The 20,703-nt window shown below is 67.0% G+C and carries 16 protein-coding genes and 1 pseudogene; 6 read left to right on the top strand and 11 right to left on the bottom strand.

Annotated features, from left to right (window positions below; translation table 11 throughout):
* Positions 1–250 precede the first annotated feature (250 nt).
* From BCY78_RS16320 to BCY78_RS16300, 5 genes and pseudogenes are all read right to left on the bottom strand, one after another.
* Complete coding sequence (locus tag BCY78_RS16320) at positions 251–1,789, bottom strand: DHA2 family efflux MFS transporter permease subunit (RefSeq protein WP_068304044.1); 1,539 nt, start codon at positions 1,787–1,789, stop codon at positions 251–253.
* A gap of 10 nt (positions 1,790–1,799) precedes the next feature.
* Positions 1,800–2,918, bottom strand: a complete 1,119-nt coding sequence (locus BCY78_RS16315; RefSeq protein WP_199523172.1) for an HlyD family secretion protein — start codon at positions 2,916–2,918, stop codon at positions 1,800–1,802.
* A complete protein-coding gene (locus tag BCY78_RS16310; RefSeq protein ID WP_068304041.1) occupies positions 2,911–3,354 on the bottom strand; it encodes a MarR family winged helix-turn-helix transcriptional regulator in 444 nt (147 codons plus the stop codon). Before BCY78_RS16310 ends, BCY78_RS16315 begins: the two co-directional genes overlap by 8 nt.
* A gap of 126 nt (positions 3,355–3,480) precedes the next feature.
* A pseudogene (locus tag BCY78_RS16305) lies at positions 3,481–4,692 on the bottom strand (deoxyguanosinetriphosphate triphosphohydrolase); the annotation flags it as partial.
* Between the two features lie 98 nt (positions 4,693–4,790).
* A complete protein-coding gene (locus tag BCY78_RS16300; RefSeq protein ID WP_068304039.1) occupies positions 4,791–6,158 on the bottom strand; it encodes a hypothetical protein in 1,368 nt (455 codons plus the stop codon).
* Positions 6,159–6,300: 142 nt separating this feature from the next.
* On the opposite strand from BCY78_RS16300, the gene BCY78_RS16295 reads away from it, so the two are divergent.
* The gene (locus BCY78_RS16295) at positions 6,301–6,627 is read left to right on the top strand and encodes an iron-sulfur cluster assembly accessory protein (RefSeq protein ID WP_068304072.1); all 327 of its coding nucleotides are present in this window, start codon (positions 6,301–6,303) and stop codon (positions 6,625–6,627) included.
* Positions 6,628–6,722: 95 nt separating this feature from the next.
* Here BCY78_RS16295 and BCY78_RS16290 read toward each other — a convergent pair whose 3' ends face one another.
* Positions 6,723–8,402: a cation:proton antiporter gene (locus BCY78_RS16290; RefSeq protein ID WP_068304037.1), complete on the bottom strand. Its 1,680-nt coding sequence runs from the start codon at positions 8,400–8,402 to the stop codon at positions 6,723–6,725.
* 9 nt (positions 8,403–8,411) lie between these two features.
* Entirely contained in the window at positions 8,412–10,166 is a 1,755-nt protein-coding gene (locus BCY78_RS16285; protein ID WP_068304036.1) for a divergent polysaccharide deacetylase family protein, read from the bottom strand.
* A gap of 238 nt (positions 10,167–10,404) precedes the next feature.
* Here BCY78_RS16285 and BCY78_RS16280 point away from each other — a divergent pair, with 238 nt between their 5' ends.
* Both BCY78_RS16280 and trpD read left to right on the top strand, forming a co-directional pair.
* Positions 10,405–10,998, top strand: a complete 594-nt coding sequence (locus tag BCY78_RS16280) for an aminodeoxychorismate/anthranilate synthase component II (protein WP_068304035.1) — start codon at positions 10,405–10,407, stop codon at positions 10,996–10,998.
* Positions 10,995–12,011 (top strand): anthranilate phosphoribosyltransferase, encoded by a 1,017-nt coding sequence (trpD, locus tag BCY78_RS16275; protein ID WP_068304034.1) that lies wholly within the window; start codon positions 10,995–10,997, stop codon positions 12,009–12,011. The genes BCY78_RS16280 and trpD overlap by 4 nt, the downstream gene beginning before the upstream one ends.
* A gap of 170 nt (positions 12,012–12,181) precedes the next feature.
* Here trpD and BCY78_RS16270 read toward each other — a convergent pair whose 3' ends face one another.
* Positions 12,182–13,210 carry a DUF6456 domain-containing protein gene (locus BCY78_RS16270; RefSeq protein WP_068304030.1) on the bottom strand — a complete coding sequence of 343 codons (1,029 nt, stop codon included), beginning with the start codon at positions 13,208–13,210 and terminating at the stop codon, positions 12,182–12,184.
* A 269-nt stretch (positions 13,211–13,479) separates the two neighbouring features.
* Between BCY78_RS16270 and BCY78_RS16265 the strand changes: the two genes are divergently transcribed.
* Both BCY78_RS16265 and BCY78_RS16260 read left to right on the top strand, forming a co-directional pair.
* Positions 13,480–13,830 (top strand): DUF6477 family protein, encoded by a 351-nt coding sequence (locus tag BCY78_RS16265; RefSeq protein WP_233499424.1) that lies wholly within the window; start codon positions 13,480–13,482, stop codon positions 13,828–13,830.
* A 102-nt stretch (positions 13,831–13,932) separates the two neighbouring features.
* Positions 13,933–15,966 carry an ASKHA domain-containing protein gene (locus BCY78_RS16260; RefSeq protein WP_068304029.1) on the top strand — a complete coding sequence of 678 codons (2,034 nt, stop codon included), beginning with the start codon at positions 13,933–13,935 and terminating at the stop codon, positions 15,964–15,966.
* A gap of 66 nt (positions 15,967–16,032) precedes the next feature.
* Here the strand turns inward: BCY78_RS16260 and phaR are convergent, their stop codons facing one another.
* The 3 genes from phaR to phaC form a co-directional block, all read right to left on the bottom strand.
* A complete protein-coding gene (phaR, locus tag BCY78_RS16255) occupies positions 16,033–16,608 on the bottom strand; it encodes a polyhydroxyalkanoate synthesis repressor PhaR (RefSeq protein WP_068304026.1) in 576 nt (191 codons plus the stop codon).
* Between the two features lie 268 nt (positions 16,609–16,876).
* Positions 16,877–17,356 (bottom strand): phasin family protein, encoded by a 480-nt coding sequence (locus tag BCY78_RS16250; protein ID WP_068304024.1) that lies wholly within the window; start codon positions 17,354–17,356, stop codon positions 16,877–16,879.
* 122 nt (positions 17,357–17,478) lie between these two features.
* Positions 17,479–19,266, bottom strand: a complete 1,788-nt coding sequence (gene phaC, locus BCY78_RS16245) for a class I poly(R)-hydroxyalkanoic acid synthase (protein ID WP_068304022.1) — start codon at positions 19,264–19,266, stop codon at positions 17,479–17,481.
* A gap of 106 nt (positions 19,267–19,372) precedes the next feature.
* Here phaC and phaZ point away from each other — a divergent pair, with 106 nt between their 5' ends.
* Positions 19,373–20,662: a polyhydroxyalkanoate depolymerase gene (gene phaZ / locus BCY78_RS16240; protein ID WP_068304021.1), complete on the top strand. Its 1,290-nt coding sequence runs from the start codon at positions 19,373–19,375 to the stop codon at positions 20,660–20,662.
* Positions 20,663–20,703 lie beyond the last annotated feature (41 nt).

Raw genomic sequence — 20,703 nt, 5'->3', positions numbered from 1 at the left:
CCGGGACCGGCATTTTCTGCGCCAATGCAGGTGACACCCCAAGCGTCAGGCAAACGGTAACAACACAGAAAGCAGGTCCCAAAACGCGCAACATGGCCGGTCCTCCCGTTGGGCCCGGCCATGATCGGATGCGCTGCGGCCCTCGTCTGACGCGACTCGGGCCGTTCCATGGCTCAGGGCGTGTCGGTCACCTTAGCATGGATTTGCTTCAATTTGGTATTTTAACTCTTTCCGCCGACCCGGGCGGGGCTCAGTGATCCCCGGCCGGCATCGACGGCGCCTTGGGAGCCCCGGTGTTGACGCGCAGGAAGAACACGATGGGCAGCGCGCAGGCGGTGAAGATCAGCATCAGGAAGAAATTGTCGATATAGGCGATCATTGCCGATTGCTGCGTCACCAGCCCGTCGAGCTGGGCGATCTGCGTCAGATTGCCGTTCAGCACCCCCGGAAGCGCCTCGCGCAGGGCGGGCTGATCGGCGGTCAGGCGGGCGGCGATCTCCTCGTGGTTCGTCGCCACCATCCGCGCCAGCACGGCGGTGACGATGGAGATCCCCAGACCCGATCCCACGTTGCGCACAAGCGCGAACATCGAGGTGCCGTCGCCGCGATACCTCGCCGCCAGCGTGGCGAAGGTCAGGGTCGAGAAGGGCACGAAGACAAAACCCAGACCGAAGCCCTGCAACACGCCGGACCAGATGATCGGGCCCGCATCCATCTGCGTGTCATAGCCGGTCATCATCCAGAAGGCGATCATCGTCAGCGCCATGCCGAAGGTCACCAGCACGCGCGCATCGACCTTGGACACAAGCCGGCCCACGACGATCATCGACAGCATCGTCCCCACCCCGCGCGGGGCCATGACGATGCCGGTGGTGATCACCGGATAGCCCAGCAGGTTCTGCAACAGCGGCGGCAGCAGCGCGAGGCCCGAGAATAGCGTGAGGCCGATCACGAAGATAAACAGCAGCCCCATGGCGAAGTTGCGGTCGGCGAACATCTTGAGGTCGATGAACGGATCCTCGGCGGTCAGGCAATGCACGAGGAACACCCACATCCCGCTGATCACGAGACCGACATAAATCCAGGTCTCGATCGAGGCGAACCAGCCCACCGCCTGCCCCCGGTCCAGCATCAGCTGCAAGGCACCGATGGCGACGGCCAGCATGGCGAAGCCGAAGAAGTCGAAGCGCCGGTTTCGGGTCGCGGTCCTTGGCATGAAGACGGCGACGCCCAGCAGGGCCAGGATGCCGATCGGAAGGTTGACGAGGAAGACATAGCGCCAGCCGAAATCTTCGGTCAGCCAGCCGCCCAGCGTCGGGCCGACGATCGGCCCCAGCATGATGCCCGCGCCATAGACAGCCATCGCCTGCCCGATCCGCTCGCGCGGGTTGATGTCGAGGATCGTCGATTGTGCCAGCGGGCTGAGGACGGCCCCGAAGATGCCCTGCATGACGCGGAAGACGACCATCTCCTCAAGCCCCGTCGCGACCCCGCACAGCAGCGACGACAGGGTGAAGCCGGCGATGGCGATGATGAACAGCATCCGCGCGCCCATCCGGTCCACCAGCCAGCCCGTGAGCGGCGTGGCGATGGCCGAGGCCACGATATACGAGGTCAGCACCCAGGTGATCTCTTCCTGGCTGGCGCCGAGGCTCGCCGTCATATGCGGCAGCGCGACGTTGGCAATCGTGGTGTCGAGCACCTGCATGATCGTCGCCAGCATGATCGAGGCCGTCAGCCAGCCGCGATGGCTGACCTCCAGCGTCGGGCGCGAGAGGGTTTCGCTCATGGCTTTTGCCTCAGGGCAGGTATTGCGTCAGGCCCATGCGGTCGAGGCGGCTTGCGCCGGTATCCACGGCCACGGTGGCACTGAGCCCGCCGCGCAGGATCTGCGCTGCCGCGTCGTCGATGCGGATGCGCACCGGCACGCGCTGGACGACCTTCACCCAGTTGCCCGTCGCGTTCTGCGCCGGGATCAGCGAGAATTGCGAGCCCGTCGCCGCGCCGAGGCTGTCGACCGTGCCATGCAGCTCGGCCCCGTCATAGGCGTCGATATCGATGGTCACCGGCTGACCCGGATGCAGCGCGGCGATCTGGGTTTCCTTGAAATTCGCCTCGATCCACGAGGCACCGGATTCAACGAGGCTCGCCACCATCGTGCCGGTGCCGATATATTGCCCCACGTTCAAGCTGGCCGTCTGGCTGACGATGCCGCCCGCCGGGGCGCGGATCACGGTATGCGCGAGCGCCCGCTCCGCCCCCTCGCGGGCCGAGATAGCCGCGCGGACCGAAGGCAGCGAATCCGGCTCACGCTCAGGGTCGCCGCCCAGCGCCGCGGCGGCCTGCGTCACGGCGAGACCGGCGAGAGTCACCTCGTTCTCGGCGGCCTGCACGGTCAGTTGGCCGTCATCCAGAGCCGTGGTCGAGATCACCCCACGCGTCGCCAATTCCTGCTGGCGTTCATAGTCCCGGCGGCGGAGGTCGAGCACCTGCTCGGCCGCATCGAGCCGCCCCTGCGCGGTGACCCAGGCGGAACGGAGTTGCTCGGCCTGCAACCGGGCGGCGGCCAGCGAGGCGTCGGCTTGGTCCAGCGCGATACGGTAGGGTTCGTCGTCAATGCGGAACAGCACATCGCCCGCCTCGACCAGCTGGTTTTCCTGCGCAACGACCTCGGTGATGCGGCCCGAGACATCCGCGCTGACCGGCAGAATCGCCTGCCGGACATAGGCGTTGTCGGTGCTCTCGTAGCGGCCGCCATGCAGCCAGACCCAGCCGCCACCCACGACCAGCGCCAGCGGCACGGCCAGCATGATCACGCGCCGGCGCCCCTTCTTCGCCTTCGCAGGCGGGGGCGTGGTCTTGGTGTCGGCATCGAAAGCGGCGGCGGTGTCCTTGGGGCTCATGGCGGTGTCAGTCATTGCTGGAAGAAAGGGTTTCGAGGTTGCCGGTCAGCCGGGTCAGCAGCGCCGTCATCAACGCCCGCTCGTCCTCGGAAAAGCCGGTGAGGGCACGGGCGGTCAGATCGGCCGCCAGCGCGCGCATCTCGTCGATGATCGGCCCGGCGGCGGAGGTCAGGGTGACCAGCTTGGCCCGGCTGTCATTGGGGTCCACGTCGCGGGTGACATAGCCCAGCGCCTCCAGCCGCGTGACGATGTCGCTCATCGTCATCGGGCTGGCTTCGATCTTGGCGCCGATGGCACCCTGCGTCATCGCCCCGTGCCGTCCCAAGGCGCCAAGCGTGCGCCATTGCAGCAGGCTCAGCTTATGGTCGCGGGCCCGCTTGCCGAATTCGCTGCGGATCTGGCGCGCGGCATCGTTGAGAAGAACCAGAAAGGATTTGTCGTCACTCGGCATGGGCACCCCGTTACATTACGGACCCATATAGTATTGGTCCGTAGTATAGGCAAGAGCCTTCACCGGGCAGCAAGAGCCCGGCCGCGGCGGGTGCCGGGCCGGGCTGATTGCGTCACGGCCGAAAGATCAGCCGGCGACGATGTAGCGGGTGAAGCGCGCCATGTCCGAGCCCAGAAGCCGCGAATGCTCCTGCAGGGCGAAACGGTCGGTCATACCGGCGACGTAATCGCAGACGATGCGGGCCAGCGCATCCTTGTCGGCCGCGCGCGCCACGTCATCGCGCCATTCCTCGGGCAGCTTGGAGGGATCGTTGAGGAACAGATTGAACAGGTCGTGCACCACTTCCGTCACCTCCGCCCGCATCGCAACGACACGGGGCGCGCGGTACATGCGGGTGAAGAGGAAATTGCGGATCACCTTCAACTCGCGGAACAGCCGGTCCGAGAAACGGATGATCGTCACGCCCAGATGCCGGATCGCATCGGCATCGGCAGGCTCGGCGGATTGCAGGCGCGTCTTGGCGACGAGGATCACATCCTCGACCATCACCCCGAACACACGCCGCAAGGCTTCGTGCCGCCGCCGCATCTTGTCGAGGCCGGGATAGAGCGCATCCACCTCGGCGAAGGCGGGGCCGGTGATCGGCAGCTCCATCAGATCGTCCTCGGTGAACAGGCCCGAGCGCAGCCCGTCATGCAGATCGTGGTGGTTATAGGCCACGTCATCGGCGATGGCCGCGACCTGAGCCTCGGCCGAGGCATGGGTGTGCAGCCAGAGGTCGTGCTTGGCGTTGTATTCGGCCAGCGCGACGGGCAGCGGACCCTTGCGCGGCGTGCCATCGGGCAGCACGACCGGGCCGTTATGCTTAGCGATGCCTTCCAGCGTCTCCCAGCTCAGGTTCAGCCCGTCGAAATCGGCATAATGGCGCTCCAGATCGGTAACGATCCGCAAGGCCTGCGCGTTGTGGTCGAAGCCGCCATAGGGCGCCATCAGCTCGGACATCGCATCCTCGCCGGTGTGGCCGAAGGGCGTGTGGCCCAGATCATGCGCCAGCGCGATGGCTTCGGCGAGATCGGTGTTCAGCCCCAAGGCCGCTGAGAGCGTCCGCGCCACCTGCGCGACCTCGATCGAATGCGTGAGCCGCGTGCGGTAGTAGTCGCCCTCATGCTCGATGAAGACCTGCGTCTTGTGCTTCAGGCGTCGGAAGGCCGAGGCATGGATGATGCGGTCGCGGTCACGCTGGAAGGGCGAGCGGAAGGTCGAGATGCGCTCTTGATAGAGGCGGCCGCGGCTTTGCGTGGGGTCGGCGGCGAAGGGGGCGTCCATGGCGTATCCGCTGTGAAGGGTCCGAACTTGCCGCCCTTATACAGATCATGCCGCACCTGCAAAGGCCCGCCACGCGCGTTTCCCCTGCAATTGTTGGGGTTTCGCCCTGCTCAGAGGAAACCTCCGATGATCGAGCGCAGGAACGGCGCATTGCCCCCCAACCCCGCCAACGCCCCGCGCGTCACCGAGCGGCCCCATTCGGGCCCCTGCAGCCGGCCTTGCAACCGATCCGCCGCACGCTCCGCGCGGGCCTGTCCGCCGGGTCTGCCCGCCAAGATATCGCTGAGGCCCTCCATGACCTCGGCGGCGTCGCGAAGGCCGAGCCCCGCGACCTCGGCTTGCTCCGCGACGATCCCGCCCGGCAGGCCGAAGGGTGCCACCGGGGACACGCCGCTTGAAAAGATCGTGCCGAGATCCGTCATGAGCGTGTTGAGCACCTCAGGCGCCACCCGCCCCTCGGCGATCTCGCCCGAGAACAGCAACGCATGCAGCGCGGCCCCCAAGCGCGCCGCCGCGCTGGCCGGGCTGAACGGGTCACGCAAATCGTCCCGAAACGCGATGAGACCATTCGCGAGGCTGCTGATATTGGTGAGATCCTCGCGCGTCAAAGCGCGACCGCGCAGACCGGCGGCATAGGTCGGGGCCAGAATACCCAACTGCTCGGCCACCTGACGCCCGCCCTCGCTGTAATAGCGCCAGCGCGTCCCGTCGGGGGATGACCACGCCCGACGCAGCGTCTCAGGGGCGCGGCCACCGCGCAAACGCTCCGTCCCGATGGCGAAACCCAACACGCTGCGCATAGGGCTGTCCGGCGCCAATCCCAACCGCGCGAGCGCCTGATCCAGCGCGCGGGCGGACCCTGCAACAGCACCCAGACCGGCACCCTCCTCGTAAGGCATCGGGATCACCTGAATCCCCGCGCCAAGCCGGGTCATCGCAGCATGGGCCAGATCCCGCTCAGCATCGCTCCGACGGGACCAGGCGTCGCGCGCCGAACTGCCATAGGGCTGCGCGCGCGTCGCGTCATAAGCAAGACCGCGCTGCACCATGTGATAGAGCGCGGTCTCGGCGTTGAGTGTCACCTCCTCGTGCAATGCCCGAAACGCCGCCATCGGACCGGCCAAGGCGGCAGCGGCATCCTCGGGGTCGATGTCGCCGTGCCGGATCTCCCAATCCCAGGCCCGCAAGGCCCGCGAGCCCTCCCAATAGGGATCGCCGTTTTGCCGCGAGTCCATCGCCATGCCACCGGCCCAATACATCACCATCTCCAGGCTTTCCGTCGCCCCCGCAGCTCGCATCGCCCCGTCCAGCGTTGCCCGCGCGCCCTCATGCCCGAACCGCGCCTGAAACGCGGCCCAGGCCGTGTCGATCTCGATCCGGTAGGCCTCGGCGATGGTGGGTTCGGTCTGCGCGGCGAGCGGCACGGCTGAGACGATCGGCAAGATGGCGAGGCTGGCGACAAGAAAGGCACGGATCATCGGGGCATCTCCTCCAAGGGCTGCTTATGGGTCGCGACAGGTCCATGCGCGGTTCAACCGCCGCCCCCCTTGAGACCGCCCGAAAGCGCGACTACTTTGGTCAGGCAAGAGCTGCACCACCCCGGAAAGGGCCCCGCCCATGCTGAACCTGCCCCCTCGCGTGACCGACCGCGCCTTCGACCGCCTCGCCGAGATCGCCGAGGATGCGGGCAATCCGCAGGTGCTGCGCGTGGCCGTCTCGGGCGGCGGCTGCTCGGGATTTCAATACGAGATCACGCTCGACGCCCCCGCCGACGAGGACCTGATCCTCAACGGCAAGGGCCAGCAGGTGGTGATCGACCCTGTTTCGCTGCCCTTCCTGTCGAATGCCGTGATCGACTTCACCGAAGAGCTGATCGGCGCGCGGTTCATCATCGAGAATCCCAACGCCTCGTCCAGCTGCGGCTGCGGCATCAGCTTCTCGATGTAAGCCGGGCACAACAGCGACATCGGCGCCCCTTCATCTTTGTGCTCTAGATATCCCGGGGGTCCGGGGGCAGAGCCCCCGGCGCTCTCCACCCGCGCCTACCGGCAGCCTTCCGCGATCTTCTCGACCGCTTTCTCTGCCGCATCCTCGAACGGGGAGAGCACCAACGTCGCCCCCAGCACCCGGAAGGCATCGGCCTCGTCGCGCCGGTTGACCGTCACCGCCACCGTCCCGTCATAGCCCGCCGCCTTCAGCGCATGCAGCAGCGCCGGATGCGCCTCGGCCTCGCTCAGCACCCGCCCGCCGTCACGCCCCGGCGGCACGGCCGAGATCACCGCCCTCACCCCGCGCAGCGGCAGGTGGCCCACGAATTCCGGGTCCGTCGCATCGCCGTAATGCGCGTGCAGGCCCAGCGCGCGCCAAGCCTTCAGCGCCTCGGGATCGAAATCCACGCCCAGTACACGGAAGCCCCGGTCGCGCAGCCCCTGCCCGATCCGCCTCCCGAAGCGGCCCAGCCCCAAGACCACGATGTCATAACCCGCGCCGGGCTGGTCAGGACTGTCAGCCTCGCCCTCGCGCGTCTCTTGGCGCCGCTCGAAACGCCGCAGCAGGGGCTCGACCAGCGCATGCAGGCGGTGGTCGGCGCCGATGGCATAGACCGACAGCGCGATGGTGATCAGCGCGACCAAGGTGACCAGCGCCGCGGCTTCCTCGGCCACCAGCCCGCCGGCCACGCCCATGGCCACGAAGATCAACGAGAATTCCGAGATCTGGCCCAAGGTCACGCCCGCCAGAAAGCCCGTGCGCCCGCGGTAGCCCATCAGCATCGCCAGAAAAGTGACGATCAGCGGCTTGCCGATCAGCACGAAAGCCGAGAGGACCAAGGCCGGCACCAGCTGCGCGCCCAGCCCGTCCAGCTGCAACCCGGCCCCGAGGCTGAGGAAGAAGAACAGCAACAGGAAGTCCCGCAGCGGCGCCAGCCGCGCGCCGATGGCATCACGAAACGGCGTTGAGGCCAGCGAGATCCCGGCGGCAAGCCCGCCCAGCTCTTTCCCCAACCCGATCACATCGGCCATCGCGGCAAAGCCCGCGGCCCAACCGACGGCGAAGATCACCACCAGCTCCGGCGCGCGGGCGATCTGCGCCAGCAGCGGCGCGGCCAGCCAACGCACGAAGACCCAAACGACGCCCAACATTGCCAGCGCTCCGCCAATCAGCAGGACCGGATCGCTGCCGTGCCCCCCGTCATGGCCCCCGCCGGTCGCCGCGACGACGACCATGGCGGCGACCACGGCGATATCCTGCACGATCAGGATGCCCAGCGCCAAGCGGCCATGCAGCGCGTCGATCTCGCGCTTGTCGGACAGAAGCTTGACGATGATGATCGTCGAGGAAAACCCAAGCGCCAGCGCCACATAGAAGGCTTCCAGCGCGCCGAGGCCCAGCGCCATGGCCAGCCCCATGCCCAGCGCCGTGCTGAGCGCCATCTGGCCCAGCCCCGCCACCACGGCCACGGCGCCGAGCGACCGGATCAGGCCCACATCCAGCTTCAGCCCGACGAGGAACAGCAACACCGCGATGGAGATCTGGCTCAACAGCGCGATGAAGGCTTCGGATTGCACGAGGCTCAGCATCTCGGGCCCGGCCAGCACGCCTGCGGCGATGAAGGCCACGACCAGCGGCTGGCGCAGGGCAAGGCCGGCCAGCCCCAGCGCCGCCGCCATCAGGACCAGCAGCGCGATTTCGAAGAAGATCGGGGCCAGCGTCGCGTCATGCATCGCGCCGCCTCACTGGTCCAGCAGCACCGTCGAGGCCGGGACGATTGCCACGCCCCCACGCCCCTGCCCCGTGACGAAATCCGCCAGCTCGGTCATCGTGTCGCGGTTGGCGGCCTCGCCGATGATCACCACGCCGGGTTGGCGCAGGGCCTCGAAGGCGGCGCGGTCGATCAGGCGGCGGATGACCGGCTGGCTCTGCTCCTCGTCGTTGAGGCGACGGTAGATCGACAGCGTGCGCAGCCCGGCGACGCGGGCCGCCTGCAGAAAGGCGTCGAGCCCGTTGCGCATGGCAATGGCCCCCAGCCCTTCGGCCGCCATCGTCGCCGACACGTCCCGCGCCAGCTGGGCATTCGCGCCGAGGCCGTTGATCGGCACGTCGATCACCGCCACCGCCTGCGGGAAGTCGCGCGACCAGGCCTCGAAAATCACTTCCAGATCCGAGGGGCGCGCCCGCGGCGGCAGGCCCTCGGCGCGCAGGATGATCTCATGGCCCGCAGCCCGGTAGGATTCCGCGCGGCGCGGCGCATCCGCGTCATAGGGGTCCATCGACACGCTCACCGGCACGGGGAAGGCGAGGATCGCCGTCTCGGCCTCGGGCGCATCGGTAACGATGACCCCCAGCGCCGCCTCGCCCGCACGGATCGACGGGATCGCGGCGTTGCGGATCAAGGCGGGCTCGGACGGGTCCGCCTCCGTCCGCACGGGGGCGGTGGTTTCGTCGGACGGGACCGCCGTCGCGGTATCGTTGATCGAGGGCAACCGGCCCACGGTGACGCCGGCGACCTGCCCGCCCGGCAATTGCGCATCCGCGCCCGAGCCGCGACGAACCGCGACATCCGGGCTGCCGCTGGGCAGGGTCTGCACGCGCGGCAGGGTGCCGCCGGTGGTCCCCAGCAGCGGCTCTCCACCCGGGGTCCGCGTGGCGTTGACCGGGGCTTCCGGGGCCTCGCCGATACGGGCGGTGTCGGTCGGCTGGTCCTCGGCATCGCCCTCCGGGGTTGCCGGCGCGGTGTCTTCCGTCGGCTCCGTGGGGGTGATCTCGACGGGCTCCGCGGCCTCCAGCGCGGCCAGTTCGCGGGCCGCCTCCGCTGCAGCCTGCGCCTGAGCGGCCTCCGCTTCCTGCGCTGCCCGTTCGGCCTCCTCCTGTGCGAGGCGCGCCGCCTCGGCCGCTTGACGTTCGGCCTCTTCCGCCGCCAAACGCGCGGCTTCCTGCTCCGCCGCCTCGGCAGCGGCGCGTTCCGCCTCTGCCCGCGCCGCCTCTTCTGCCGCCGCTTGTTCGGCGGCGAGACGCTCGGCCTCGGCTTCTGCCTGCGCGGCCTCGGCCGCCGCCTGTGCTTCCTCAGCCTGACGTTCGGCCTCAAGGCGCGCGGTTTCGGCCTGCTCCGCCTGAAGGCGCGCGGCCTCTTCGGCGGCAAGGCGTTCCGCCTCAGCCTGCGCATCCGCCGCTTCCTGCGCGGCATTCGCCTCGGCGGCGGCTTGGGCTTCGGCCCGAAGACGCGCCTCTTCCTCGGCCTGAAGGCGAGCCATCTCGGCCTCGATCGCAGCCTCGACGGCTTGACGCTCGGCCGCCGCCTGCGCCTCAGGATCGACCGCATCCTCAGGGATCGGAGCGGTTTCGACCGGCTCAGGCGTGGCTTGGCTCACAGCGGGCACGGGGGCCTCCGGCGCCGCGCCTTCCTGCGGCGGCAGGACAACCGACAGCACGGCAAACCCCAGCCCGAAGCTGACCACGCCCACGACGATACCCTTGATGAATCCGCCCATCTTCCCCTCGCTGCCCCGACTGTCCTGATGCACGCTGTCCCGCGTTTGCGCTTTTATACCGCGTGGCGGCGAGGCTTGCACCCCCAAGGACGCCGCATCCCCCCTGTTTCCAAGGCGCCAAATGCCGCCGATGCGGCCCCACGGGCTTGACCCCATGCGCCACGCAGAGGCATGTAGACCCCAGCCCGTGCCGCGCCGCGCGCATGGTCCCCAACGGCCCCGACAGACGGATCCCGCCATGCTGCTCCTGATCGACAATTACGACAGCTTCACCTACAACCTCGTGCATTACTTCGGTGAGCTCGGCGCCGAGGTGGTGGTGAAGCGCAACGATGCCCTCGACGTGCAGGCGGCGCTGGCGATGAACCCCACCGCCATCGTGTTGTCGCCGGGACCCTGCGATCCGGATCAGGCCGGGATCTGCCTGCCGCTCGTCGCCGCCGCGGCCGAGACGAAGACGCCGCTGATGGGGGTCTGCCTCGGCCATCAGACCATCGGTCAGGCCTTCGGCGGGAAGGTCGTCCGCGCGGGCGAGATCGTTCACGGCAAGATGGGGACCATCCTGCATGAAGGCGCCGGCGTCTTCGCGGGCCTGCCCTCGCCGCTGCAGGCGACGCGCTATCATTCGCTGATCGTCGAGCGTGAGAGCCTGCCGGATTGCCTGCAGGTCACCGCCTGGTTGGAGGGGGGCATGATCATGGGCCTGCGCCACAAGGAGCTGCCCATTGAGGGGGTGCAATTCCACCCCGAGAGCATTGCCTCGGAACACGGCCACGCCATGCTGCGCAACTTCCTGACCGAGGCGGGTGTCGCCGGGGTGGTGGCGGCATGAGCGGCCTCAAGCCCCTGATCGCCAAGGCGGTCGATCGCCCGCTGACCCGCGCCGAGGCCGAGGAGGCCTTCTCGATCCTCTTCGCCGGCGACGCGACCCCCGCGCAGATGGGCGGCTTCCTGATGACGCTGCGCACGCGCGGCGAGACGGTCGACGAATATGCCGCCGCCGCCGCTGTGATGCGCGCGCGCTGCGTGCCGGTGAAAGCGCCGACGGGGGCCATCGACATCGTCGGCACCGGCGGCGACGGCAAGGGCACGCTGAACATCTCGACCGCAACGGCCTTCGTCGTGGCCGGCGCGGGGGTGACCGTGGCCAAGCACGGCAACCGCAACCTGTCGTCGAAATCCGGCGCGGCGGATGCCTTGGGCGCCTTGGGCATCAACGTCATGGTCGGCCCGCCCGAGGTGCAGAAAGCGATCAGCGAGACCGGTCTGGGTTTCATGATGGCGCCGATGCACCACCCGGCGATGCGCCATGTCGGGCCCGTCCGGACCGAGCTGGGGACGCGGACGATCTTCAACATCCTCGGCCCGCTGACCAACCCGGCGGGCGTGAAACGGCAGCTGACCGGGACCTTCTCGCCCGCTTTGGTGCGGCCGATGGCCGAGGTGCTGCTCGCGCTCGGGTCCGAGAAAGCCTGGCTGGTGCATGGCGGCGATGGCACGGACGAGCTGTCGATCGCCGAGCCCTCGATGGTCGTGGCGCTGGAACATGGCACGCTGACGGAATTCACCGTGCATCCCGAGGATGCCGGCCTGCCGGTCCATCCCTTCGAGGACCTTCTGGGTGGCGATCCCGTCGAGAACGCGGCCGAGCTTAAGGCGGTTCTGTCGGGTGGCGGACGTGCCGCCTATCGCGACGCGGTGCTGTTGAACGCAGCGGCGGCTCTGGTCGTTGCGGACAAGGCGACGGATCTGAAGGAAGGTGTCGGGATCGCGCGTGAGGCGCTGAATTCCGGGGCTGCGATGGGCAAGGTCAACGCGCTCGCCGCGATGATGCCGGTCGCTTGAGGCCAGTCGGTGGACCGGGAGGCGCTTCGCCCTCCCGGACCCTCCCGAGGATATTTAGAGCACAAAGACAGCGCAGCCGACTGGTACTAATCCAACCTAATCTAGCCTAACTCGCGGTGATCCGAGGACCAAACTGTCACTTTTCGAACATCAGGCTATTTGACTGACGTTCAGCCGATCATCATCCCTTCCTCGCCCAGATCATCGTAGTGCCGCTTGAGGCGGAGCAGCGCGATACGCAGGACGATCTTGCCAGAGCTTGCCGACCAGCCAAGGCGTCTCTCGGCGGTCTCCAGCCCCTCCATGTAGCAGCAGCAGCGCAGCGCCATATCCGCGAGGCCCGGCCCGAGCTCCCGCAACGCGGCGGCGACCCGGTCGCGCGCGGCGGAGGCGCCGGGGATGGGCGCGGCCCTGCCCCCGGCCCCGCGTGACGGGCCGGAGAGAAAACGCTCCCAGTCCTGTGTCACCCGAGGCCCCGCCTGCGCGGCTTCGAAATCCTCGCGCAGGCGCTCGGCGGCGTGGACCAGATCGGGCGTCAGGAACGGCTGGCCATCACGGTCGCGGCGCCGGGCCAGCGCGGTGATCGGGCTTTCGATCGTGACCGGGCGCGTGCGGCGCTGGTCTTCCTCGTCCATGCCGACCGCGGCGCGGCGCACGGGGGGCTCGGCCTCTCCCAGAAGGCGCCGAAGGGTGGCGCGGCCCGCGCCGGTGATCTCGTAGCGCAGGACGCGACCGGATTGCTGACAGGCGATCCATTCCCGCAAGGCGAAGGCCTCGGCCACCGGGCGGTCAAGAACGGCCAGACGGCTGGTGCCGGACGGCCCCTCGCGCAGCACGACGGCGCGGGCCATGTCGGGCGCGACCACCAGCAGCGCGCCCGCCTCGGCCAGACGGGGCAGCAGGCGGCGCGCTTCGGCGTCGAGCGCATCCTCGCCCTGTGGCATCGGGCTGCCCTTGGCATTCGCGGCCTCGGGCGTGGTGTCGGACTGGCGCAGGCGGCCCAGGGCCCCGTCCACCAAGGGATCGTCGCGACGGTTCTCGAACCGGCGGACCTGACGCAGCACGGTCGAGGCATGCACCCCCTCTTCCCGCGCGATGTCCCGCAGCGAGCGCCCGCCCTCGGTATGGGTCAGGTACAAACGCACCGCAGAGGGCACCCAGTCAGGCAGCTGGTCGAGTGGTTTGATATTGGCGGTCATCGGGCCCCCCAAACAGAAAACAGCCCTCGCACGCATCACTGGTGACCTGCTCGTAACACCCCGGCGGGATTAGTTTCCGAAATGTGAACAAGATCAACCTAGAGGTGCATTCCTTACTGGTTCCTTAACCAAGCGATGGGGAAAGGTTGCCAATTTCCCGACAATCTTTGCTGAACGGGGCGCACGGTGCACCGCTGGGCAACGCAACACCCCTTTGGGCCGTGGCATGATGGCCTCCTGCGACGGTTCCAGTACGAGGGAGAGACCCGATGAGCTGCTATTCCACCCACTCCGCGATGACGACCCTGGCCCAGCTGACCACGCTGCGCCGGCCGAAGCTGCTGCTGCGCTCGGCGCGGTTCGGCACGCAGGACTATCGGCGCGAGACCATGCTCAAGCGCGTGCTGCGGCTGCCGGCAACGCCCGCGCCCGGCGTCGCCACCCTGCGCCAACTCATCGCGCTGGAGGCGCGGCACGAGGAGGCGCGCACCCTGCCCCCGCAGGAGGCGGGCCTGCCGTGGCGTGCCGCCCAGCATGTCGAGGTGCTGATCGCCCTCATCGCCGAGGCCCGCCTGCTGGCCGACAGCGTCACCCCGCCGCCGCCCGCTACCGACGTCTGAGGGACCGGTCGCTTTCCGAACGGCCGAAGTCGTCATTCCCTCTTTCCGCTGGCGCCCCGCGGGGTATGGTGCGGCGGAAAGTCAGGATTGGACGGCACAGACATGGCAGACGACGCGCTGGTGATCTTCACGCCTTCGGGCAAGCGCGGGCGGTTTCCGACCGGCACTCCGGTCCTGACCGCCGCACGGCAATTGGGCGTGGACCTCGATTCGGTCTGCGGCGGGCGGGGCATTTGCTCCAAATGCCAGGTGACGCCCGGCGTCGGCGCCTTCCCCAAGCATGGCGTGACCGTGGCCCCCGACGCGTTGTCCGACTGGAACGCCGTCGAGCAGCGCTACAAGGACAAGCGCGGCATGATCGACGGCCGCCGTTTGGGCTGTCAGGCGAAGATCCAGGGCGACGTGGTAATCGACGTGCCGCCCGAAAGCCAACTGCACCGGCAGGTGGTGCGCAAGGCCGCCTCGGCCCGCGCCGTCGCCATGGATCCGGCCACCCGCTTGTTCTATGTCGAGGTGGCCGAGCCCGACATGCACGAGCCCTCGGGCGATCTGGAGCGCCTCGCGCAGGCGCTGGAGGCCCAATGGCAGATCGCCGGGATCGAGGCCGGTCCGGCCGTCCTGCGCAAGCTGCAAACCGTTCTGCGCAAAGGCAATTGGGCGGTGACCGCCGCCGTGTTCCGCGACCATCACGGTGGCACGGCGAAGCTGCTTGATGTCTTCCCCGGGCTGTATGAGGGCGCGCTGGCCGGTCTGGCGATCGACCTCGGCTCGACCACGATCGCCGCGCATCTGTGTGACCTGCGCACTGGCGAAGTGCTGGCCTCGGGCGGGATCATGAACCCGCAGATCCGCTTCGGCGAGGATCTGATGAGCCGCGTCTCCTATGCGATGATGAACCCCGGCGGTGATGTCGAGATGACCAAGGCCGTGCGCCTGTCGATAAACGCGCTGGCACAGACCGTCGCGGCGGAAGCCGGGATCGACCCCTCGGCGATCATGGAAACCGTGGTCGTCTGCAACCCGGTGATGCACCACCTTTTCCTCGGCATCGACCCGGTCGAACTGGGTCAGGCGCCCTTCGCGCTGGCGACCTCGTCCTCGCTGTCGCTGCCCGCGCGGGACGTGGAGCTGACCGCGCTGAACGCCGAGGCGCGGCTCTACACCCTGCCCTGCATCGCGGGCCATGTCGGCGCGGATGCCGCCGCCGTCGCCCTGTCCGAGGCGCCGCAGGAGAAGGACGATCTGACGTTGATCGTCGACGTAGGCACCAATGCCGAGATCCTTCTGGGCAACAAAACCCGCGTGCTGGCCTGTTCCTCGCCCACCGGCCCGGCGTTTGAGGGCGCGCAGATTTCCAGCGGCCAGCGCGCCGCCCCCGGCGCCATCGAACGGATCGAGATCGACCCGGTCACCAAGGAGCCCCGCTTCCGCGTCATCGGTTGCGAGCTGTGGTCGGATGACGAGGGCTTCGCGGCCGCGACGGAGAAGACCGGCGTCACCGGCATCTGTGGCTCGGGCATCATCGAGGCGGTGGCCGAGATGCGCATGGCCGGCATCGTCGACGCCGCCGGTCTGATCGGCAACCCCGAGCAGACGGGCACCGCGCGGTGCGAACCGCATGGCCGCACCTTCAGCTACCTGATCCACGATGGCTCGGCCCAGAACGGTCCGCGCATCACGGTGATGCAGGGCGATATCCGCGCGATCCAGCTGGCGAAATCGGCGCTGTACGCCGGTGCGCGGCTGCTCATGGACGAGATGGGCGTGGACCATGTGAACCACGTCACCTTGGCCGGGGCCTTTGGGGCGCACATCAGCGCCAAGCACGCGATGGTGCTTGGGATGATCCCGGATTGCCCGCTGGAGAACGTGACCAGCGCCGGCAACGCGGCCGGCACCGGGGCGCGGATTGCCCTATGCAACGTGGCTGCCCGCGCCGCGATCGAGGCGCAGGTGAAGCAGATCCACAAGGTCGAGACGGCGATTGAGCCGCGCTTTCAGGAGCATTTCGTCAACGCCTCGGCGCTGCCGCATGCCGTGGACAGCTTCCCGAACCTGTCGACCATCGTCACCCTGCCGCAGGTCAGCCACAACACCGGCGGCGGTGGCGAGGGCGGGCGGCGCCGTCGCCGCTGAGTCGCGAGACAAGAAAACGCCGGCCCCTCGGGACCGGCGTTTTTCATTCCAGCCGTTGCGGGTGGATTATTTGCCCATCTTGCTGAGCTTGGCCTCCAGCGCCGCCAGTTGACGGCGAATCGCGGTCAGATCCTCGTCGCCCCCCTCAGGGGTTTCGGACTCGGCCGACTCACCGGCGGCCATGCCCGGCATGTTCTGCCAGCTGGACATCATGCTCTCCATGAAGGCGGCCTGCTGGCGCTGCATCTCCGCAAAGCCGGGCATCTTCGCCATCTGCGCCATCATCGGATTGATCGCGCTCATCTGCTCGGCCAGTTTCGGACCTTCCTTCAGCATCTCGAAGGACATGGCCAGAAACTGCGGCACGACGCTCTGCGCCTGCTGGGTATAGCTGCGCACGAGGTCGGTCAGAACCTCCAGCGGCAGCACATTCTCGCCCCGGCTTTCGTGGTCGGCGACGATCTGCAACAGGTATTGCCGCGTCAGGTCATCCCCGGTCTTCAGATCGACGATCTGCACCTCGCGGCCGTCGCGGATGAAACCCGCGATATCCTCGAGCGTGACGTAATCGCTGCTTTCAGTGTTGTAGAGGCGGCGAGAGGCATAGCGCTTGATCAAGAGCGGCTTTTCGGTCTCGGACACGGCTGACTCCCCCGGGTTGTCGATATTGCATTGCAGCGAGACTAGACCCGGAATGTGCGCCGCGAAACAAATTTCTTCGCAAGCCAAGGGAAAAGCGATGAAAAAAGGGGCGCCAACTGGATGCGGCACCTGCACAACCCCGGCGTGTCCCCCAAGATCAGGACGCCACGCAAAAGAAAAGGGGGGGCAAAAGAAAAGGGCGAGCCGAAGCTCGCCCTTGGCGGCCACCGTCTGGGAGGAAGCGGGGCCGTCCGATCCAGTCGCAGCCTTACTTGGCGGCGGCGGTCGCTTTCTTGGTCGCAGCGGTCATCTCGTCCTGAGCCTTCTTGGCCGCAGCGGTCATGTCGGCGGTAGCCTTCTGCACGGCAGCGGTCGCGTCAGCCGACATGTCCTTGCCAGCCGCCATCATCAGCTCGACGGTGTCCATCTGGACGCGCTTGGCGATCTCGGCGAAGGCCGACATGTGCTCGGCAGCCATTTCGGCCGAGGTCGAAGCGAAATCGGTGTAGGCTTTCGCGTAGTCGGTGGCCTCTTCCTTGACGGTCGAGACTTCGCCGATCTTGGCGAGGGTGGCTTTGGTCCACTTGTTCGAAACTTCGGCCGATTTCTCGGCGGCTTCCAGAACAACCTTGCTCATCTTCTCGCCCAGGGCAGCCTGGGTCTTGAACGCATCCTGCATCGCTTTGGTGTCGATCGGGAACGCGCCCATCATGTCCTGCATGACTTTGGTGAAATCGGTCTTGGCCATGGTCTCTCTCCTTGCCCGCGACCCGATGATCCGGGTCTTGCGTATGAGGAGAATATGCATGCTGCAGCGCAGAAAATCAAGGGGGCATTGCTGCGCTGCAGCATTTTTGGGCAAGTGCTTGATCAAGCGTTCGGATTTGCGCTCACATAGGTTCCCGGCGCCGGAGCCAACACCGAATCGGGAAGCGGACGGGCCGGAATCAGCTTGCCCGAACGGCTGCGCAGCCATTCCTCCCAGCGCGGCCACCACGAGCCCTGATGGTATTCCGCCTCTGCCTTCCAGGCCTCAGGGTCGCCGTCAATCGGGTGATCCGAGGTGTAATGGCCGTATTTCTTCTTCGACGGCGGGTTGACGATGCCGGCGATATGGCCGCTCTCGGACAGGATGAAGGTCTTGTTGGTCGATCCCATCTTCGACACGCCCCGGAAGCTGGAGCGCCACGCGGCAATGTGGTCCGTCTCGCAGGCCACGGCGCAAAGCGGCACCTTCACCCCCTCCAGAGTCACCTTCTCGCCCAGCAGGTCGTAGCCGGTGGAGGCGAATTCGTCCCGTTGGCAGAGGCCGCGCAGATACTCCACCACCATGCGCCCCGGCAAGTTGGTGCCATCGCCGTTCCAGAACAAGAGGTCGAAAGCCGGCGGGGCCTCGCCCATCATGTAGCTGCGGATCGCGGGCGCGTAGATCAGGTCGTTCGAGCGCAGGTAGCTGAACGTCTTGGTCATGTAATACGAGTGCAGATAGCCCTTCTCATCGGCCTCGGCCTCGATCCCGTCGACGAAATCATCCTCGAGGAAGACCCCCACCTCGCCCTGATCCGAGAAATCGGTGAGCGTGGTGAAGAAGGTCGCGGACTTGATCGACTTGTCCTTGCGCTTGTCCATCAGGGACAGGGTCAGGCCCAGCGTCGTGCCGGCGATGCAATAGCCGATGACGTTGATCGCCTTGACGCCGCAAAGCTCCTTCACCTTGGCGACGGCTTCCAGATAGCCTTCCTGCACATAGGTATCCATGCCGACATCGGCATAGGCGGCATTCGGGTTGACCCAGCTCACGACATAAAGCGTGTAGCCCTGCTCGACGATCCACTTGATCAGGCTGTTCTGCGGCTTCAGGTCGAGGATGTAGAACTTGTTGATCCAGGGCGGGAAGATCAGCAGCGGCGTCTCGCGCACCTGCTCGGTCTGCGGCTTGTACTGGATCAGCTCGAACATGCGGTTGCGGAACACCACCGCCCCTTCCGAGGTGCCGATATTGCCGCCGACCTTGAAGGCATCACGATCGGCCAGCGTCACCAGCAAGTCGCCGCTGTTGGCCTCGATATCCCGCACGAGGTTCTCCAAGCCTTTGACGAGGCTCGCCCCCTCGGTCTCGACCGCGCGCATCAAGGCGTCCGGGTTGGTGCCGAGGAAGTTCGTCGGCGCCATCATATCGATGATCTGCCGCCCGAAATATTCCAGCCGCCGCTTTTCGCGCGCGTCCAGCGTGTCCAGCTCGTCGATGGCCTTCTCGATGGCTTCGGACGACATCAGATACTGCTGCTTGATGTAGTTGAAATAGGGATGCGTCTTCCACAACGGGTTGGTGAAGCGCTTGTCGTCGGGGGTGTGATCCTCGGGCGCGGCGAGCTGACCCGTGCGCAGGGCCTCCTGCGCTTCGGCGAAGTGCTTCAGCGTCTTGCCCCAATAGGCCACCTGCTGCTCGATCACCTTGGAGGGATTGGTGACCATCTCGTTCCAATAGGACGAAGCGGCGCGCAGGTAGATCGACGGATCCGGAGCCTGCAGATCGGTCCGCTGCACCTGCTTCTTCGCAAACGCAGCAATCAGCCGTTGAGTCAGGGCCTCGATCTTCGCCAGATTGGCGTTCATGACGTCCAATTGCTCTGAATTTTCGTATTCAGAAGTTGCCATCTTAACCTTCCCCCCCTACACTCCTGCGCTGCAGCATAGTCCGGCGCCCTCCTGTCAGGATAGTCCGGAATCCCCCTGCGCGAGCAGCGAATTCACGGAGTTCCTCATGCGACAGATGGTCACCTACGACCTCATGGAAACGGTGCGCAACACCAACGAATGGCTCGGCGCCTCGGCCCGAGCGATGGCGTCGTACCCCATGTTCGGCATGGCGCCGAACCCGATGTTCGATTTCATGGCCGCCTGGGGCCGCGTGACCGAGCGCAGCTTCGGCCGCATGGTCACCAAGCCCGCCTGGGGCATCCGCACCGTCGTCGGCGAAGACGGCCGCGACCATCTGGTGGAAACCGTGGTCGATGTGCCCGGCGCCTTTGGCGACCTGATCCGCTTCAAGGTGCATGGCCGGCCGGAAAAGCCGCGCCGCATCCTGCTCTGCGCGCCGATGTCGGGCCATTACGCGACGCTTCTGCGCTCGACCGTGGCCTCGCTTCTGCCGGATGCGGAAGTCTGGATCACCGATTGGCATAACGCGCGTGATATCCCCGTGTCGGAAGGCAAGTTCGATATCGAGGATTATACAAGCTATCTCGTCGATTTCATGAAGTTTCTTGGCCCCGACACCCATGTGGTGGCGGTTTGTCAGCCGGCGCCGCTCGCGCTGGCCGCGACGGCCGTGCTGGCCAAGCAGGAACCCGACGCGCAGCCCCTCACCCTGACCCTGATCGGCGGTCCGATCGACCCCGATGCCGCCGCGACCGAGGTGACCGACTTTGGCCGCCGCGTGACCATGGGCCAGCTGGAGCAATTCGCGATCCAGCGCGTGGGCTTCAAGTATTCGGGCGTCGGCCGTCAGGTCTATCCGGGCCTGTTGCAGCTGGCGGGTTTCATCTCGATGAACCTCGACCGTCACGCACAGGCCTTCGGCGACAAGATCGCCGCCGAGGCCCGTGGCGAGGGCAGCGAGCGGGATCAGCACAACCGTTTCTACGACGAATACCTCGCCGTCATGGACATGACCGCGGAGTTCTACCTCTCGACCGTCGAGCGGATCTTCAAGGACCGCGAGATCGCCCGGAACGAGTTCTGGATCGAGGATCAGAAGGTCGACATCGGCGCGATTACCGACGTCGCCGTGATGATCGTCGAGGGCGCGAAGGACGATATCTCGGCCCCCGGTCAGTGCCTTGCGGCGCTGGATCTGATGACCGGCGTGCCGGATGAGATGAAGGCCTCGCATCTGGAACCCGGCGCGGGCCATTACGGCATCTTCGCGGGCTCCAGCTGGCGCAACAACATCCGCCCGCTGGTCTTCGATTTCATGGACAAGCACCGCTCGCGCAAGGCTGAAGGCAAAGCTGCCAAGGGTGCCGTGCGTCTGGCCGCGTCGAACGACTGAGCCAGCCATCGGTGAAAGAAAATCGGGCCTCGCCATCGGCG

This window comes from Pararhodobacter sp. CCB-MM2, from assembly GCF_001691415.1.
GTDB lineage: Bacteria > Pseudomonadota > Alphaproteobacteria > Rhodobacterales > Rhodobacteraceae > Pararhodobacter.
Note: the sequence above shows the minus strand (reverse complement) of the source record. Positions and strands in the feature narration are given on the sequence as shown.

Coding starts and splice junctions, on each gene's coding strand:
- BCY78_RS16320 (WP_068304044.1), bottom strand. CDS start 1,789: ATGAGCGAAACCCTCTCGCGCCCGACGCTGGAGGTCAGCCATCGCGGC.
- BCY78_RS16315 (WP_199523172.1), bottom strand. CDS start 2,918: ATGACTGACACCGCCATGAGCCCCAAGGACACCGCCGCCGCTTTCGAT.
- BCY78_RS16310 (WP_068304041.1), bottom strand. CDS start 3,354: ATGCCGAGTGACGACAAATCCTTTCTGGTTCTTCTCAACGATGCCGCG.
- BCY78_RS16300 (WP_068304039.1), bottom strand. CDS start 6,158: ATGATCCGTGCCTTTCTTGTCGCCAGCCTCGCCATCTTGCCGATCGTC.
- BCY78_RS16290 (WP_068304037.1), bottom strand. CDS start 8,402: ATGCATGACGCGACGCTGGCCCCGATCTTCTTCGAAATCGCGCTGCTG.
- BCY78_RS16285 (WP_068304036.1), bottom strand. CDS start 10,166: ATGGGCGGATTCATCAAGGGTATCGTCGTGGGCGTGGTCAGCTTCGGG.
- BCY78_RS16280 (WP_068304035.1), top strand. CDS start 10,405: ATGCTGCTCCTGATCGACAATTACGACAGCTTCACCTACAACCTCGTG.
- trpD (WP_068304034.1), top strand. CDS start 10,995: ATGAGCGGCCTCAAGCCCCTGATCGCCAAGGCGGTCGATCGCCCGCTG.
- BCY78_RS16270 (WP_068304030.1), bottom strand. CDS start 13,210: ATGACCGCCAATATCAAACCACTCGACCAGCTGCCTGACTGGGTGCCC.
- BCY78_RS16265 (WP_233499424.1), top strand. CDS start 13,480: ATGAGCTGCTATTCCACCCACTCCGCGATGACGACCCTGGCCCAGCTG.
- BCY78_RS16260 (WP_068304029.1), top strand. CDS start 13,933: ATGGCAGACGACGCGCTGGTGATCTTCACGCCTTCGGGCAAGCGCGGG.
- BCY78_RS16250 (WP_068304024.1), bottom strand. CDS start 17,356: ATGGCCAAGACCGATTTCACCAAAGTCATGCAGGACATGATGGGCGCG.
- phaC (WP_068304022.1), bottom strand. CDS start 19,266: ATGGCAACTTCTGAATACGAAAATTCAGAGCAATTGGACGTCATGAAC.
- phaZ (WP_068304021.1), top strand. CDS start 19,373: ATGCGACAGATGGTCACCTACGACCTCATGGAAACGGTGCGCAACACC.